Annotated in this window: 12 protein-coding genes and 1 pseudogene; 6 read left to right on the top strand and 7 right to left on the bottom strand. The window is 61.7% G+C overall.

What is annotated here, in order from left to right:
• Positions 1–142 precede the first annotated feature (142 nt).
• Positions 143–361, bottom strand: coding sequence for a hypothetical protein (locus tag AC58EF_RS27635; protein ID WP_006953930.1), 219 nt, complete (start codon positions 359–361; stop codon positions 143–145).
• A 109-nt stretch (positions 362–470) separates the two neighbouring features.
• Here AC58EF_RS27635 and AC58EF_RS27630 point away from each other — a divergent pair, with 109 nt between their 5' ends.
• Both AC58EF_RS27630 and AC58EF_RS27625 read left to right on the top strand, forming a co-directional pair.
• Positions 471–1,337, top strand: a complete 867-nt coding sequence (locus AC58EF_RS27630) for a recombinase family protein (RefSeq protein WP_004212898.1) — start codon at positions 471–473, stop codon at positions 1,335–1,337.
• Positions 1,338–1,344: 7 nt separating this feature from the next.
• Positions 1,345–2,778, top strand: a pseudogene (locus AC58EF_RS27625) (catalase); the annotation flags it as partial.
• A gap of 74 nt (positions 2,779–2,852) precedes the next feature.
• Here the strand turns inward: AC58EF_RS27625 and AC58EF_RS27620 are convergent.
• Complete coding sequence (locus AC58EF_RS27620; protein WP_037472268.1) at positions 2,853–4,349, bottom strand: alkaline phosphatase D family protein; 1,497 nt, start codon at positions 4,347–4,349, stop codon at positions 2,853–2,855.
• Between AC58EF_RS27620 and AC58EF_RS27615 the strand changes: the two genes are divergently transcribed.
• From AC58EF_RS27615 to AC58EF_RS27605, 3 genes are all read left to right on the top strand, one after another.
• Complete coding sequence (locus AC58EF_RS27615; protein ID WP_122129196.1) at positions 4,306–5,049, top strand: RNA polymerase sigma factor; 744 nt, start codon at positions 4,306–4,308, stop codon at positions 5,047–5,049. The two genes, AC58EF_RS27620 and AC58EF_RS27615, sit on opposite strands and share 44 nt — an antisense overlap.
• A complete protein-coding gene (locus tag AC58EF_RS27610; RefSeq protein WP_051156939.1) occupies positions 5,046–5,945 on the top strand; it encodes a FecR family protein in 900 nt (299 codons plus the stop codon). Before AC58EF_RS27615 ends, AC58EF_RS27610 begins: the two co-directional genes overlap by 4 nt.
• An 82-nt stretch (positions 5,946–6,027) precedes the next feature.
• Positions 6,028–8,511, top strand: coding sequence for a TonB-dependent receptor (locus AC58EF_RS27605; protein ID WP_004212907.1), 2,484 nt, complete (start codon positions 6,028–6,030; stop codon positions 8,509–8,511).
• 727 nt (positions 8,512–9,238) lie between these two features.
• Here the strand turns inward: AC58EF_RS27605 and AC58EF_RS27600 are convergent.
• From AC58EF_RS27600 to AC58EF_RS27590, 3 genes are all read right to left on the bottom strand, one after another.
• Positions 9,239–10,357, bottom strand: a complete 1,119-nt coding sequence (locus AC58EF_RS27600; RefSeq protein WP_004212909.1) for a glycerophosphodiester phosphodiesterase — start codon at positions 10,355–10,357, stop codon at positions 9,239–9,241.
• Positions 10,357–12,813 (bottom strand): TonB-dependent receptor, encoded by a 2,457-nt coding sequence (locus tag AC58EF_RS27595; RefSeq protein ID WP_004212911.1) that lies wholly within the window; start codon positions 12,811–12,813, stop codon positions 10,357–10,359. The genes AC58EF_RS27600 and AC58EF_RS27595 overlap by 1 nt, the downstream gene beginning before the upstream one ends.
• Before the next feature lie 419 nt (positions 12,814–13,232).
• Positions 13,233–13,415 carry a hypothetical protein gene (locus AC58EF_RS27590; RefSeq protein WP_143058613.1) on the bottom strand — a complete coding sequence of 61 codons (183 nt, stop codon included), beginning with the start codon at positions 13,413–13,415 and terminating at the stop codon, positions 13,233–13,235.
• Between the two features lie 171 nt (positions 13,416–13,586).
• On the opposite strand from AC58EF_RS27590, the gene AC58EF_RS27585 reads away from it, so the two are divergent.
• Complete coding sequence (locus AC58EF_RS27585) at positions 13,587–13,856, top strand: hypothetical protein (RefSeq protein ID WP_004212913.1); 270 nt, start codon at positions 13,587–13,589, stop codon at positions 13,854–13,856.
• On the opposite strand, the gene AC58EF_RS27580 is transcribed toward AC58EF_RS27585, so the two are convergent.
• Positions 13,849–15,549, bottom strand: a complete 1,701-nt coding sequence (locus AC58EF_RS27580) for an alkaline phosphatase D family protein (protein WP_004212915.1) — start codon at positions 15,547–15,549, stop codon at positions 13,849–13,851. The two genes, AC58EF_RS27585 and AC58EF_RS27580, sit on opposite strands and share 8 nt — an antisense overlap.
• Positions 15,549–16,723, bottom strand: a 1,175-nt coding sequence (locus AC58EF_RS27575) for a TonB-dependent receptor (protein ID WP_497279575.1), incomplete at its 5' end; no start/stop codon positions are given. The genes AC58EF_RS27575 and AC58EF_RS27580, both read right to left, overlap by 1 nt.

Here is a 16,723-nt window from a genome sequence, read left to right as displayed (position 1 = left end):
TTACCTCCGACCAGCGCTCGCACATTGGCCGGCGTCGCGTTGGGCGTGAAGGCATAGAGTCTTTTCTGAGGGAGAGGGCATCGCGTGGAAGGTACGCCAGACAACGCTAAGCGAGAACATTTCAAGAACCGTATGATGGCCGTTACCGCCGGAGGTCGCTAAGCCCCAGTTCTTCCCACATCCATGTAAAGTCATAGGTGCCCATCGGATCGGCGGTGCCCGATTTTGCCGCGCCATTTTCGATATATTTGAGCCAGTCGGCTACCTTTATGGCCGCTTCGACCTCGACCTGAACGACCGGATTGATTTTGGACGGCTTGCAGCGTGAGGCGGCTGATCGGCCTATAACATTTGGGTACACCCCAGAGTGATAGGGCCGAGTGACACCATTCGTCTGTCACAAAAGGGTGGGTTTGCGCTCAATGTGACGATACACTGCAAGAGCCACCCTAATGTGACGGATTTTGCACTTGGCTCGTATCGGATATGCCCGCGTCAGCACCACGGACCAGGATCTGGATATCCAGATTGGCCGCCTCAAGAATGCAGGTTGCGAAATTATCCGTTCCGAGACCGGATCGGGGGCCTCGCGGAGCGGGCGCACGGAACTGGAAACGATCATGCAGTTTATGCACACCGGCGACGAGCTGGTCGTGCTGCGGCTCGACCGGCTCGGCCGCTCCACGCGCGATGTCCTGAACCTGGTGCATGAGCTTGATGAAAAGGGAGCTTCGCTGCGCATCCTTGAGCCAGAGGTGACGACGGCGGGCGACATGGGGCGAATGGTCATCACCATACTCGGCATGGTCGCCGATATGGAGCTGAAGTTCATCAAGGATCGTCAGCGCGCCGGGATCGAAGCGGCGCGCGCCGAAGGCGTTTACAAAGGCCGGAAGAAGAACGTCGATGACGATGAAATCCGCCGTCGCCTTGCCGCCGGCGCCAGCAAGGCCCGCGTTGCCCGCGACCTGAAGGTCTCACGAATGACCGTCTATCGGGCGCTCGACATTATTCCGTCAAAGACCAAACTGCCGGAAAAGCCGCCCACTGCCAGCATCGCCCTGCATCTGATTATCGAGAACTTCAACAAGCGTGGAAGAGGTAGAAAACCCGCTCGGGAGCGGATTGAGGCGATGCTGGAACGCGACTACGCCATGGTAAAAAACGGCAATTGTGATTACAAACTGACCGTCGCCTATGACCCCGATCCGGATGGCATTTCCCTTGATGAGGAAATCCAAAGCCTCCTCTCCGAGATGTTCAACATCGCAGAGAGCTACAATTGCTCCATGGAAGCCGATATCTACGAGGTCGGTGGTCAGCAACGGTCCTGGTAGAATCAATCAAGCGTTCAGTGTTCGTTCTTCAACCTGGCCAAAATCGCAGCTTCGGGCCGACTGGGCCAAGTTCCACTGGAAGCCCCGACTTGGGATTCAGTCTACCATTTGGGACGAAGCGCTGAAGCTCCAGGCGGCGGACAATGACTATCAGCGCCGCGACCTGTTCGAGGCGATCGACGCCGGCGATTTCCCGCAATGGGATCTGGGTATCCAATTGTTCGACGAGGCGTTTGCCGAGGCGCAACCCTATGACGTGCTCGACGCGACCAAGCTCATCCCGGAAGAGGATGTGCCCGTGCGCCTGATCGGCACACTGACGCTCAACCGCAATGTCGACAATTTCTTCGCCGAAACCGAGCAGGTCGCATTCCTGCCCTCGAATGTTCCGCCAGGCATCGATTTTTCGAATGATCCGCTGCTTCAGGGCCGGCTCTTCTCCTATCTGGATACGCAAAATTCACGTCTCGGCACCACCAACTTCCATCAGATCCCGGTAAACGCACCGCGCTGTCCGTTCGGCAATTTCCAGCGGGACGGAAAAATGCAGACGATGGTGCCCAAGGGCCGTGCCAATTATGAACCCAACAGCCTGGCGGCGCATGGCGAGGAAGGTGGACCGCGCGAAAGCCCGGACGTCGGCTTTGTAACGGCAAACGCCGCCACTGGCCCTGAAGAGAGCGGCGACAAGCTGCGCGTGCGGGCGGAAACCTTCGCCGATCATTACAGTCAGGCGCGTTTATTCTACCGTTCACAGACGATCAGTGAACAAGCCCATATCGCCTCGTCCTTCGTGTTCGAACTCTCGAAGGTGGCACAGCTCGATCAGGTGCCCGGCCGGATGGTGGCCAATCTACGCAATGTGGACGAAGACCTGGCGAGCCGGGTTGCGGACGGCTTAGCGATCGATCTGCCGAAAAAGACGCCCGCCGCCAAGGAGCCGATCGACATGCCGCCTTCGGACGCACTTTCGATCCATAAGAATATGCTGGCGACGCTTGAGGGGCGCAAAGTCGGCATTCTGATCGCGGACGGCAGCGATGCGGACGAACTGGCAGCAATCGTCACGGCAGTAGAAAAAGCCAAGGGCAAGGCTGTGATCGTCGCGCCCAAAGTCGGTGGCGCAAAGCTCTCCAACGGCAAGCAGCAGAAGGCCGATGGTCAGCTGGCAGGATCGCCGAGTCAGATTTTCGATGCCGTGGCGATCATAGTGTCGCAGGAGGGCTGCGCGACGCTGCTGAACGAAGGCGCGGCGGTCGAATTTGTGATGAACGCCTTTGGCCATCTCAAGGCGATTGGCGCGAATGAGACAGCGCAGCCCTTGCTCGACAAGGCCGGCGTGGTGCCCGACGCGGGCGTCACGGGGGTCGATGCAGCGTTCGTCAAGGCGGCGGCTCTCCGCTTCTATGACCGCGAACCATCGCTGCGTATGCTGGCTTGAGAGAAGACATGATGAGCGATCAGTTTAACGCCTGGTCGCTCATGTCTTTTAGCCGGGCTAAATGCAGTTGTCGCCTACCTGATATCCTGTTCCACCTGTTGCAGGATCTTGGGCTTTGCCCGGGCCGATTTCAGATTCAGTGCACGAAATTGTGCCACTAGTCGCGTCGGTTCGATCTCGATGCGGACGTAGCCGCTATGGTTCAGGTCATGAAAGCGGATGTGGGGGTTATTTGCGCGAACCTCGCCGAAGCGGCCGGCTGGCGGCGATTGGGCAGCAAGGGCGGAGGTGACGATTTCGGTCGCCACTGGCGGGGTGCCATCCGCCCGATGCAGATCATTCAGCCAAAAACTGTGGACGTCGCCGCTTAGAATTAGGGGATTGCGGACATTGGGGCGGGCGAGCTGATCCAGCAGCCGTGAGCGGCCTGCGACATAGCCGTCCCACTGGTCGCTATAGACAGCGTCACCCCCGCCATCGAGCGCCAGCGGCGCAAAAAACACGCCCTGCGCCAATAAAGTCCAAGGGCGCCGCTCTTGGGAAAGGCGCTGAGCCAGCCATGCCTCCTGCGCCTGTCCCAGCATGGTCCGATCGGGCGCCAACCGTTCGGCGCAATGATCGAGCCGGACGTTGCGGGCTACCGACGGCGCCGCGCATGGCGGGTTGGACCGGAATTGGCGCGTGTCGAGCATGGAAAGCGATGCCAGTTCGCCCCAGTCCACCCCACGATAGAGGCGCGGGCTGGCCATGGAGCGCCACAGGCTGGGGCGGATCGGCATATGTTCGAAATAGGCCTGATAGGCCGCCGCTCGCCGCGCCGCGAAAATTTCGGGAGGTAGCCCCTCTCGATTGGCGAGCGCGGCATAATCGTTCAGCACCTCATGATCGTCCCATGTGACGAGCCAGGGCACGCGCCGGTGCGCTTCCTGCAAATCCGGATCGGTGCGATAGAGGGCGTAGCGGGCGCGGTACCCATCCAGATCGCGTGGTTCGGGCGCGCCGAAATCGCGGACCTTGGGCTGGTCGGGATAGGATGTTTCGTAAATATAGTCGCCGACCTGCACGATCAGGTCGGGATCGCCCGCCAGCATGTCGCGATAGGCGCCGAACCATCCCAATTCCCAATGCTGGCAGGATGTGAGCGCCAGCCGCAACCGGTTGGTGCGGTCCGGCACGGTTGCGGTACGCCCGACCGGGCTGGTCGCGCCAAGCGCATGGAAGCGATAATGATAGGGGCGCCCCGGTCGTAGTCCGGTCAGTTCGAGATGGATGCTGTGCGCCGCCTCGGGATGCGCGTTCAATGCGCCGGTCCGGACGATGTTGCGAAATCCTTCATCCTCGGCGACCTCGTAACGGACCGGGATCGATCCGGCCCGAAGAGGGTGGGCGTCGGGGCCGACGAGGCGCGTCCACAAAACGAAGCCGTCGCGGGATGGATCGCCGCTGGCGACGCCGAGCGCAAAGGGGTCGGCCTGCGCAGTGAAGGGTGCGGCGAGCACCCGGAGCGGCGTGGCGCCAAGCGCGACCATGGCGCCCAGCACGGCGCGGCGATGCCAGGGAGAGGCTTGCATCGGGCGGCCCTATCGGCGGCGTTTGACAGTAATGCGACAGCGACCCCCGACGAATGTGGATATTGTCCCGATATTGTCATGCCGACTGACTAACCGCCCCGCTCATCTGAAGGGGGAAGCCGCCGTGACCTGGTTGAGGGATGTAGACCGCTGGTTCATTGATGAGATATTGCCGCACCGGGTCGCTTTCCGGCGGCAGGCGGCTCGGCTGGTCCCCACGGCCGAGGCCGAGGATCTGGTGCAGGAGGCCTATGCCCGCGCGATCAATGCGTCGCATCATCGCGAGATCGTCAATCCCCGCAGCTTCGTCCTCACCATCATCCGCAATCTGGCGCATGAACGTCATCGTCGCGCCACCGTCGTGCGGTTCGAGCATCTGGCCGATATGGAAGCGATGGAAATTGCCGATAGCGCGCCGGATCAATTTGCAGTGCTATCGGGCAATATGGAGCTGGCACGGCTGATCGCGCTGATGGAGCAATTGCCGCCACAGGCGCGCGCGGTGGTGAAGATGCGGCGGATCGAAGGATTATTGCCGGGCGATATAGCGGTGCGGATGGGTTTGTCGGTCTCTACTGTAGAGAAGCATCTTGCCAAAGGGCTGGCCATTCTTGCCTATGCGATGCAGGAAGCGCCACCGCAGGAAGAAAGGGCCCCGTTTTCGCGCTTATGGCAACGCCACCGACACCAGAGAAAATGATGGAGGAAGCCGCCGGCTGGCTGGCGGCGCTCGATGCAGGCTCGGTCACGCCGCAGGCTTTCGAACAATGGCGTGCGGCCGATCCCCGCCATGCCATCGCCTTTGCCCAGGTGGCTCATGCCTTCGAGCAGGTGGAGCGTCTACGCGCGGTCGAGGACCGTCCGGCCGAACCGGCGCCCACCGCCATCAACCGCCGTGGGATGTTGCGTGCCGGCGTCTTGGCCGGTGGTGCGTCGGTCGCCGGCGCGCTGCTGGCGGTACGCGCCACTGCGCGCGAACATGCCAAAACGGCGATAGGTGAACGGCGCGCGCTGGTGCTGGACGATGGCACCCGGATCGAACTTAATACAGGCACGCGGATCAGTTGGCGGATCGACAAGGGGGAAAGCCGCATCTGGTTGGAGCGTGGCGAGATCGGCCTTACGGTTCCGGCTTCGCTGCGCGGCAAGCTGACATTGGAGGCAGGAAGCGCACGATTCACACTCGGCACCGGCAGCTTCAATGCGCGACAGCAACCTGAATCCTTCGACTTTCTCGTGCTGAATGGCATGGCCGATAGCGTACGGGGCGATGGGCTTACAGCAGGGGCGATGGCGCGCGTGATCGGCCAGAACGTGGCTATCGGACCGGCCGACCCGGTAACGCTGGACCGGGCGCGCAGCTGGAAAGATGGTCAACTGGTGTTCGAAGGCGAGAGCCTCGACTTCGTCGTGGCCGAATTTAATCGCTATCTCGACCCCAGGATCGTCATCGCCGATCCGGCGCTGTCGCGCATTCGGCTGGGGGGGCGTTTTACGACCACCAACCCCAATGATCTGCTGACCGCATTGCATGCGTCGTTCGGCATCCGATCGCAGCGCAGCGAAAATGGAGCCATTACCCTCACGGCCGGCTGATAATTTTTTTGCAGCTGCGATAGAGGTCGTGCCGCGCCCACCCATCCCATCCTCCGAGAGACGCTTCCATCGGAGGGCAATAATGAGTTTTCATGTCGTCGCACTACCCTTGATCCTCGCCGCGGCGCCCGCCAGTGCCGCGAGCGATCGCGCTATCGCCTTCAACATCCCGGCGCAGAATATGGCGACGTCGCTGAACGAGTTCGGTCGGCAGGCCGGCGTGCAGATGGTCTTCCCCTATGACGCCATCGCCGGTCGCCGCTCGATCGCGCTCAAGGGGCGCTTTTCCCGTGCCGAGGCGCTGCGCCGCCTGATCGCCGGACGAGGCGTGGCCATTTCCTACGAGGGCGCGGCGATGATCTCGCTCGCCGTCGCCAAGGCGCCGACCGAATTGTCGGCTGCCGAAGCGGGGGCGGGCGTTGCGGGTGGCGGTGACATCATCGTCACCGCGCAAAAGCGGGTCGAAGACCTGTCGAAAGTACCGCAGGCGATCACCGTCGTTTCGGGCGTGGAAGCGGCAGAACGCAAGATTACCGATTTCGCCAGTCTGGTCGATGAAGTACCGGGCCTGTCGATCAACTACAGCACGGGCGGCGAAAGCTATGGCCTGCTGACCATCCGCGGGATCGGCGGCGCCGACGACTACAAGCCCAATGGCAGCCCGTCGGTCGCCCTTCATGTGGACGGCGTCTATCAAAGCTCCAACGCCTATCTCGGCATGCCTCTGTTCGATCTGGAGCGGATCGAGGTGCTGCGTGGGCCGCAGGGCACTCTCTATGGCCGCAACACCACGGCCGGCGTCGTCAACGCGATCACGCGCGGCGGCCGCGACACGTTCGACGGCTATGCCGATGTGCGTTATGGCAGCTATGACAGCCTGCGCGCGGAAGCGGCGATCGGCGGTCCGGTCAGCGACAATATGCGCGTGCGACTGGCAGTGATGACCGATCAGGGCGGCGGCTTCATGAACGGGAAGGGCGCGGGCGATCTGGCGGGCGCGCAACTGAGCGTCGGCGGCGTGGTCCAGAGACAGGTGCCTGCGATCAACGATCCGGGCGCACGCAAGGGCTTTGGCGACAAGGATCTGTTCGCCGCGCGCGGTACGGTGGATATCGATTTCGGTCCAGATACCAGTCTGACGCTGAAGGCCTTTGCCAGTCGCGACCGTGGCGATGCCCGTCAATATGACCGCATCAGCGCAGCGGAGGACAGCAGTGTTCTCAATGCCGGCGAAGATAAAGACCCCTACAGCTTCTATTCGCGGGCCTATTTTCAGCAACGGATCGACATCAAAGGCGCGTCCGCACAATTTTCGCACCTGCTGAACGATGCCACCCGCTTCGACATGGTCGCCGGCTGGCAGTCGAGCCAGCGCAATATCGGCGGCAATGGCGATGGCACGCCCTATCCCCAATATGAATATCTGTTCGATGAAGATCTGAGCCAGGCATCGCTCGAAATGCGCCTGCGCAACGAGCAGCAGGGGCGTTTCAACTGGTTGATCGGCGGCTTCTACATGAGCGACAAGATCGACTATCAGAGCCAATGGACCAGCTGGGCCGCGCGGACCATATATCATAATGTCCATAATCAGCGCCGCCGTAGCGCCGCGCTGTTCGGTCAGGCTGATTATGAGTTGTTGCCCAAGATCAAGCTGACGCTGGGCCTGCGCTATACCAAGGACGATGTGGATTCGCAGGGCCGCAACATCGACGATAACCCTTGGGGCATATCCAATTACGCCACATTTTTCGCGACGACGCCCAATTTTCAGTGGGACAAGCAGTTCAAGGATGACGACCTGTCCGGCCGTGCTGCCGCGCAGTGGTTCATCACCGACGATTTGAATGTCTTCGCGTCGGTCGCGCGCGGCTATCGTTCGGGCGGCTTTGATGGCACGTCGATCATGACGCTGGCCGAGACGGAGCCGTTCCAGTCCGAGACGGTCTGGGCTTATGAAGCGGGCGTGCGTTATTATAAAGGGCCGATCCGTCTGTCGCTTGACGCCTTCGCCAATGATTTCGACAATCTTCAGGCGACGACGCGCCTCGACAATGACACCAACGGCCGCACTAATGTCGGTAAGGCCAAGACCCGCGGCTTCGAAGCCGCACTGGACGTCAACCTGCTGAACAGCGGCGGGCACAAACTCGATTTCGACGCATCGGGCACCTATCTCTATTCGAAGATCACCGAGTTTAATTCCAACCGCATCGCCGATGTGACCGCGACTGTCGGCGATCCGCTGCCCGGTGCGCCGAAATGGACCGGTCGGGTCGGCCTCGTCCACAGCTACAGATTCGGTGATGGCTGGGTGCTAAAGAGCCGCGCCAACATCTTCCATCATGGCAAGGAATCGAACCGCCTGAACGCGGTCGTCGGCAACACCTCGCCGGCTTACACGCTGCTCAATGCCCGGATCGAGCTGGAATCGCCGCATGGCTGGTCGATCTATGCCATGGGCCGAAACATCACGGACGAAGTCTATTATCCCGAAATGAACGGCGCGTCGCGTATGGTCGGTGCGCCCGCCACCTATGCGATGGGCGTTCGCATGAGCTTCTAAAAACCGGCCGAAGGTGGCTCCGCTTATGCGGGGCCTCCAGCCTTCGGGTCGCCCGGTGAGGCGCCATCTGCCAATGCCTTGGCAGGTGGCGCCTTGTCATTATGGCGCATTTGTCCTGACGGGTAGAAGAGATCGGTCGATATCGGCAGCCAAACGGGCCGGAGGTAGCGCTAGGTGACGAGGCGGCTTCATTGCCGACGCCTATCCATCACCGTGGCAGCTTCAGATGGCATGGATCACCGCAGGCTGAAAGCGACGAGGATCGTCAGCTCGACGACATCAGGCTCTCGGCGGGAATTGCCGGCAGGGGCTGGGCACGTATGAGCATATCGAGTGCGGCCTGATCCAGGTCGAAAGATCACGATTCCCCGACGATAGCAGAGGATGGCACCATGCGGACGCGGTTCACGCCGAAGCATATATGGGCGGTGCCCTGCTGACGAATTGCACGGGCGCGGGCCGGGTTCCAGATGCACTAGGATCAGGCTTTCCCAATCAGGCCTGACGTGACTGGAAAGCCGATCGACGTTGGGAGCAACTGCGCGCGCCGGCTCGGGTGGCGCAACCAACGGCTGCAATTCGACCACAAGCGGCGCGAAGATCCGAAACTGCGATCGGGCTTGCAGATGGTCAAGAGAAGTGGACTTGCTGTGGCTGGCCAGTCCAGATGGCGATCAAATGACCGGTAGAGGTGAATTTGGAATAGGCAGTTTTTATTCTCTCTATCCTAGGAAATCGCACGCCGTCCCAAAGCCGGATCGTCTGTGAAGATCGCATCGACACCCGTTGCAAGATAGCGCTGCATCTCTGCAATGCTGCCTTCTTCGTTGCGCGCGGAAACGCCTTTGTCGCTGCGAAAATCGGCGGCCAGGAACTGATTTTCCGGGCGGAAGGTCCAGATGCTGACGAGAAGGCCCGCCGCATGTGCGGCATCGACGAGCCCCGTGGGTTTTGTCAGGCGCTGATCCTCGTCCACAGGAATGATCATCCGGACATGGGGCGCAAGATAATCTGCATAGCTGGCGATTTCGGAAAGACCTGCGGGCGTCAGCATATCGCGATAGAAGCGCTTGTTGCCCGCCGCCTGCACATCGGCCGGCATCTGGGCCGGGTCGCCGATCAACTGGGCCAGCTGGATGTTGGGATAGGCGCCGATCCTGCCGCGCAACGCGCGTAGATTAGCGACCTCGAACGACTGGATGGCGAACGGCGCGCGTTGCAGATAGGCGCTCTTGCCGATGATATCGATCAGCCGCTGCTCCTGTTGCAGGCCGATGCCTGCGAAATAGGTGGAATGCTTGATCTCCGGGATCAGGCCGATGGTCCGGCCGCGCGCGGCGGATTCGGCCGCCACGAAATCGGCGATTTCCTCCATCGACACGATCTGGAATGCGCCGTCATAGGATTGGCTTTCGGGCCGTATGGCGCCCAGCCGCTCTTTCGCGCGTAACGTCTTGAGTTCCGCGAAGGTGAAATCCTCCGTGAACCAACCTTCCTGTCGCTCGCCGTCGATCGTTTTGACCGTCTTGCGCGCGGCAAAATCGGCCCGGGCGGCAACGTCGCTGGTTTCCGCGATATTATTCTCGTGCCGCGCGACCAGCACGCCGTCCTTCGTAGCGACCAGGTCAGGCTCGACATAGTCGGCCCCGTCTTGGATCGCCTTGGCATAGGCGGCAAGCGTATGTTCTGGGCGCAGCGCCGATGCGCCGCGATGGGCGATGAGCAGCGGCGGACCCTTGCGACGGGCAGGGGCGGCGATCGCTGCCCCCACATCCGTCGCAAATGCGGCGGTCAGGCCGGCACCCGCCTGAAGCAGCGAACGGCGGGATACCGACCTGTCCTGCATCAGTAGTTCACCGACAATGTGGCGAACCACTGGCGCGGCGGGATTGGGTAGACATTGTAATTGTTGGTGTTCGCACTCGCCTGCACCGTCGATGCACCCGTCGTGTCGAACAGGTTGGTGACGTTCAGGCTGATCTCCGCCTTTTGCAGGCCGACCATGCTGGCGGGCAGGCGATAAGCGATCCGGGCGCTGGCCTGGAACACCGACTTGACCGATGCATCGTTGGTGAAGGTGGTGACACGGCGGCCGACATAGTCGCCGATCATCTGGGCATCGAAATCGCCGAGCGTCAGCGTCGCAACCGTCTTGTTCATCCACTTCGGGCTGACAGGGATCAGCTTGCCGCCGGTGGGCACGACGCCGCCCACGGTCGCGATGCCGCCGATCCGCGTGCCAGTCGCGGCGCCAGTGATAGTGCTATAGTCGCTGTCGTAGATGGAGCGGTTGTAGGACACGGCGTTGTAGAGCGAGAAGACCTGCCCGAAGCGCAGCGTCAGCGCCGCGTCGATACCGTCCGTCTTCACGCCGCCGACGTTGAACACGGCGGGTGTGCCGCCGCTGATGCCACTGCCGCCGATGCCGCCGATCGCGCCGGGAGGCGTGATGCCAAGCAGGCGATCGCTGAAATCGACATGATAATAGTTCACCTGCGCTTCGATCCCGGTCAGGAACGAACTGTCGATGGTCCGGCGGCTGCGTAGGCCGATTTCATAGACCCAGGAGGTTTCGGGGCGGCCATTGAACTTCAGATTGTCGAATGCCGCCTGGCTGCCGCTGCTCCACGGCGTGACGCCGCCGCCGCCATAAGGCTGGAAGTGGCGCAGGTTCTTCTGCACGTTGACATAGACCTGCTCGCTGTCGGTGAAGTCCCACTTCGCGCCGATCGCGGGCAGGAACCAGCGCTTGGTGTTGATCTCGCCTTCGGGCAGGGCGCTTGCCGAACCAGGCAGCGATCCGATGATCGGCTGGACCGGGAAGGTGCCGCTGGCAAATTGCAGGCTGGACTTGAAACCGCCCTGGACCAGCAGGCTGGGCGTGACCTGCCAGCTGTCCTGCACATGAAGTTGCAGAACATTGGTGCGCATCTCGCTGGCATATTGGGTGAACAGCGGATCATGCGGCGGCAGCGAATAGGGGTTGTAGTCCTGCGGCCGGGTCACATTGAGCGCATACCAGTTCCGATAGGCGGCCGAGCTGTTATATTCGTACCACGCACCAAGCTGAATCTGATGGTTGCCCAACGTCGCGTCGATCGAGGACAGGATGCCGCCGCGATCGATGCGATATTCGGTGGTACGGATCGCATAGCCCGAATTGCCGGTGGCCGTCTTCAGATTCTGGCCGGGGAAATAGAGCGAGAACAGGTTGGGCAGGCCCGCGACCGTGATCGGTCCGGCGACGATGCCCGCGCCGTCATTATTATGATAATATACCTGGTTCGACCAGTCGACTTGGTCGGACAGATGGGCCTGATATTTGATGTAGCCCAGATAATCGGTCCGGATCGCGGCGCTGTAATAGTTGCGATAATTCTGCGCCTCGGCGGCCGGCACATTGCCGCTGGCGTTCAGATAAGCGACCGCGCCGGCGAAATCGGGGTAGAAGAAGGGGCGGGTATAGGGCTGATAGGCCTGCGCCGCATTGGTAGGGTTCTTGAAGACGGTGGTCGCGTCCTCATTGGGTTCCTGCTTGTCGGAATAGCTGAAATAGGCGGTCAGCTTGCCATTGCTGTCGTCATGGACGAATTTGGCGTTGGCGGCCCAGCCCTTCTGCTTGCCGCGGAAATCCCAGGCGCGCGCACGATGGCGCAGGACCGAGACATAGCCGCTATTGCCGTCGCCAAACTCGCCGCTGTCGAGGCGAACGAATGTGCGGGCCGTCCCGTAGCTGCCGAAAGTGTGGTTCAACTGTGCGCCCATCTGCTGGCGCGGATCGCTGGAGAAATTCTCGATCCCGCCGCCCAGGTTGCTGGTCGACGCGATGCCCAGTTCCGCGGTGCCGGTGGCGACAACGACGCTGCCGACATTTTCGGAGATGATAGCGCGCTGCGGAGAGAGGCCGTTGAAATTGCCGTAGCTCTGATCGCCCAGCGGCACGCCGTCCAGGGTATGGCCCAACTGCTGAGCGCTGAAGCCATGGATGAAGAGCGAGGCGTTCTGCTCGTTGTTGCCCCACGGATCGGCAGTCACATACATGACACCCGGCAGGGTCTGGATCGCCTTGAACGGCGCAACGCCCGGCAGGATCTTCTGGATTTCGGTTGTGGTAATGGCGGTCGCAGAGCGTGTAGCCTTAACACCGGTCACGACGATGGACGTTGCCTCGCCATCGACCTGCGCCGCTTGGTCTGCTGCGGGCGTGGGCGTCTGCGAAAAAGCGGGCGCGCTTACTACCAGAGCGAGCAGGCCGGCACTGCCTAGCAGGCAGGCGCGCGAACGCGTGTGCAAAATATTCATGACCCAATATCCCCAAAGCAGCGCGCAATTTCGCACTTGCAGCATCGCGTTAAATGGAGCGAGTTGCGATTTCCGGTCCGTTTCGGGTCGATTTGATGACATTTGGGCGGCGGACATGTTGCATTGCGTCCTGACGCTTATGATGGCGGTCAAGGTGCGGTGTAGGTCCGAATTTCGGCGAGAGATATCAGGCGTGGCTGTGTATTGGTCCGTCTGCGCTCAGTAAGTAGCCCAAGCTTTTCGGTAAGGGGAAAGTTCGCAGGCGAGCATCGGGCATTGTGCAGCAAATGACGATAGTGGGTTGGGCTCAGAGACTATTTTCTCCCGAGCCGATAGTTGTTGTGCCCGGTTGCTATGCCGTGAGTCAGTTTTACGGATAGAATCTCTCGTACAAAAAAGTCCGCGTCGTAATTTGTAACTCAATCATCATCAGATCCTGCAAGGCGGTCGTTCCATGTCAGCGACAAGCCGTTCATGAAAGGAGCAAGAAAAGCGCCTTTGAGCGCCAGCGACCTCGCGGTCTTTTCCTCGTCGATGTGGATGTACCAAGGCAATCGAGACTCCTTGGTCCCGATACTGCTGCGCCGGGAACTGGTGCTCATCCTGTTGCTCTATGCGGGCGCTCGGCGCCGCCGACGCGGCAGAAGGGGCGGTGACGCTCTTCTTCATAGAGGAGGCACTGGGGATTCACGGGTGGACCGGGGCGCTGCTGCTGGCCCATCTGCTCATCCGCAGTTTCGCATGGGGTGCGGACTATATAGCTGCTGCGGGCGATGGTGTCGGATCTGGTGCGATCGGGCGGCAATGGCTTTGCTGCCACGCACTATGCGCCGTTCAATGTCGCGAACAAGCTCGCCGCCGCGCTGGGCGTTTTCGGGGCGCTCACGGCGCTCGCCTTTATCGGCTTCCTGCCGGGTGCCGCGCATGGGCTAGGCGAAACCACCTTGCGGGCGATCTACGCGCTGCCCTCATGCCTGGCTGGCCTCATCGGCCTGCTGGCACTGCGCCGGATCGCTCCGACGCAGTGCCGTTCGGTCAGCTGATCTCCCAGCCGCTCAACCCATCTTCGGCGATCCGTGCGCTGGCATGGCGCGCGATGTCGAGCTTTCCGATCGCCTGGCGCGGCGTTAGGACGCGGACGAAGTCGGCCTCCACCCGGTCGCGTGTCAGCGATACCGTTACGAAACCAACGGCATTGGTGTCGCACCAGCGTATATCGCGATTGTCGTGGACAAAGGCGTCGCCGACCGGCCCCGACGGCAGGAGCAGTTCCCCGATCGAAGGACCGGTCAGCGTGGAGGCGGAAAGCTCGAGACCAATCCGGCGGTCCCCGCGATGGGGTTCGTTGATCCAGGCCATGTGACTGTCGCCCGACAGCACGAGCAGGTTCGCGCCGCTTTTCTCGAACTGGTCGTACAGCTTGTCCCGCTCGCCGGCATAGCCGTCCCAGGAATCGACATTGAGAAGCGGCAGGCCATAGCGCGTCAGGGCGTACATCGGCGCCAGCGCTACCTTGCCATCGGGAAACTTCGTCAGATCGGGATAGACGTAGCTGGACAGGATGGTCGCGCTGCCGAACAGGAACCACGGGCGGCGAGCATCCTTATGGGCCTTCAGTTCGTCCGCCAGCCATGCGCATTGTTCCGCGCCGATCATTTCGCGCGCGGGATCGGCAAGTTTCTCGCGGAAGGCTGCGACATCGGGTTCGCGCGTGACGCCTTGCGGCAGGGCCTTGAGGTCGAGTGTCTTGAGTTCCGCCGGGTCGGATATCACCCGCTCCCCACTGCCGCGCCGGTCGACAACATGCCAGTCGAGATCCTTGGCCAGCGACAATTGCTGCTGGCGGGCCTTGAGCCGGGTTTCGGGCAGGGCCAGCGTCGCGAGATCGCCGAACGCGAAGCTGCGGGTGATGCCATAGGGATCGGAAGTGACAGGATCGCGGATCGGCATCCATTCCAGATAGGCATGAACCGCCGCAGCCTTGCGCTCCTCCCAGTCGCCGTTGGCCGCCGGATCGTGATGCTGGGCACCATGCATCCAGTCGTCGTTCGCGATTTCATGGTCGTCCCACATGCAAATCCACGACGCGCGGGCATGGGCGTCGCGCAGGGCCGGATCACGACGCCACTGTGCATAGCGTGCGCGATAGTCGGCGAGCGTGACCGTGTCGTGCGTTGGCTCGATCGCCCGAACATCCATGAGTGCGGGCATCGAGTTGGCGCCATATTCGTAAATATAGTCGCCCACGAAGAGGATGAGGTCCACCGCTTCCCGATCGGCAATGGCCCGGTAGGCGTGAAATTCGCCGAACATATACATGGCGCAGCAGGCGAGCACGATATCGAGACGATCGATGCGTCCCGTTGGCAGGGTTTTTGCCCGCCCGATCGCCGATACCGTGTCCATGGCACGGAAGCGGTAGAAATATTCGCGGCCCGCCTTCAGGCCGGAGGCGATCACCTTGACCGTATGGTCCCGCGCCGCCGATGTGCTGAACGATCCGCGCGCAGCGATGCGCGTGAACAGTTCATCCTCGGCCATTTCCCATGTGCCGCTGACCGGCCCATGGGCAGGATCGGTCACGCGGGTCCACAGCAGGACGCTGTCGGCATGCGGATCGCCGCTCGCCACGCCATGCGCGAAGACCATGTTCGTTTTTGCCCCGGCGGGACCGGCGGCGAGCAAAAGCCCGCCCGCCGCCGATCCCGCAAGAACGCCGCGCCGCGTCAGCGCCATCAGAAACGCGCCCCGAGCGAAACGCCCCAGGTGCGCGGCGTGCCGCTGAATGCCTGCGTCGCCGATCCGCCGGTCGTGTAATCGACATCGGCGATGTTGCGCACGAAGCCGGCCACGGTCCAGCGCTGGTCGATCTTGAGATCGATGCGCGCATTGACGAGCGCGAAGTCCCCGACCGGCGCCGTATTGTCGAGATCGCCATAATAGGCATCGACGTAGCGGGCATCGACCTGAGGCGTCAGCGTCATGCGATCGTTCAGCGCGAACTCGTAGCGGATCGAGCCGTTCAGCGTCATGTTCGGCGCGAACGGCAAGTCGTTGCCCAGGCGCGCCTTTTCGGCAGCGGTGATCGCCTCGATCGCGGTGACCTTCGTGTCGAGCAGCGCGACGCCGAAATTGATGGTCATCGGGCGCACCGGGCGGATCGTGAAGCTGGCCTCGCCGCCATAGCTGCGCGCCTTGCCCACATTGGTGCGTACGCTGGTGGTGGCGCCATCATAGGTGCGGAAGGAACCGGCCTGAATGTTCGAGAAATCATAATAGAAGCCCGCAACTTCGAACTGCACAGGGCCGCGCGCAGGCATGAACTTCACCCCGCCTTCATAGGCCCATACGCTTTCCGACTTGAATGCATCGGCTTCGGGGGTCGACCAGATCGTGCTGCCGTCGAAACCGCCGGCACGGAAGCCGCGTCCGACCGAGCCATAGACCCGTGCATCCTCGCTCAGTTCATACGTGACCGTGGCGCGACCCGAAGGGCTCGTCTCACTGAGCTTGTTGTCGAATTCGGCGGGCAGGGCGAACACCAGCGATCCGATCGACACGCCATAGGGGTTGAGATCATGCGTGTAGCCGCTGAAGCGGTTCTTTTCGTTGCTGATGCGCACGCCCAGATCGGCACGAAGGCGCGGCGCGACCTTGAAATCGACGTCTGCGAAGGCCGCGAGGCTTTCGCGCCGCTGCAGATAGTTCGCTTCGAACACGGTACGGAAGGTGTCGGCGCCGTCCAGCGTGCTGAACAGGCTGATCTTGTCCTTGAACCAGGCACCGCCGACCGTCCAGTTGATGTTGCCCTTGTCGCGATTCTGCAGCCGTGCCTCGATTGTCAACGGCGGAGCAAAAGTCGGCCATTCGGCGGCGTAAAACCAGGCCATCGTGTTACATGCCGGGGGGA

Source organism: Sphingobium sp. WR1 (assembly GCF_059693745.1).
This window is presented reverse-complemented; position numbering and strand designations above follow the sequence as displayed.

Excerpts from the sequence above, each read along its gene's own strand:
- AC58EF_RS27600 (WP_004212909.1), bottom strand. The coding sequence starts at position 10,357 with ATGCAGGACAGGTCGGTATCCCGCCGTTCGCTGCTTCAGGCGGGTGCC.
- AC58EF_RS27585 (WP_004212913.1), top strand. The coding sequence starts at position 13,587 with ATGGTGTCGGATCTGGTGCGATCGGGCGGCAATGGCTTTGCTGCCACG.
- AC58EF_RS27590 (WP_143058613.1), bottom strand. The coding sequence starts at position 13,415 with ATGAGCACCAGTTCCCGGCGCAGCAGTATCGGGACCAAGGAGTCTCGA.
- AC58EF_RS27620 (WP_037472268.1), bottom strand. The coding sequence starts at position 4,349 with ATGCAAGCCTCTCCCTGGCATCGCCGCGCCGTGCTGGGCGCCATGGTC.
- AC58EF_RS27615 (WP_122129196.1), top strand. The coding sequence starts at position 4,306 with ATGGCGCCCAGCACGGCGCGGCGATGCCAGGGAGAGGCTTGCATCGGG.
- AC58EF_RS27610 (WP_051156939.1), top strand. The coding sequence starts at position 5,046 with ATGATGGAGGAAGCCGCCGGCTGGCTGGCGGCGCTCGATGCAGGCTCG.
- AC58EF_RS27580 (WP_004212915.1), bottom strand. The coding sequence starts at position 15,549 with ATGGCGCTGACGCGGCGCGGCGTTCTTGCGGGATCGGCGGCGGGCGGG.
- AC58EF_RS27595 (WP_004212911.1), bottom strand. The coding sequence starts at position 12,813 with ATGAATATTTTGCACACGCGTTCGCGCGCCTGCCTGCTAGGCAGTGCC.
- AC58EF_RS27605 (WP_004212907.1), top strand. The coding sequence starts at position 6,028 with ATGAGTTTTCATGTCGTCGCACTACCCTTGATCCTCGCCGCGGCGCCC.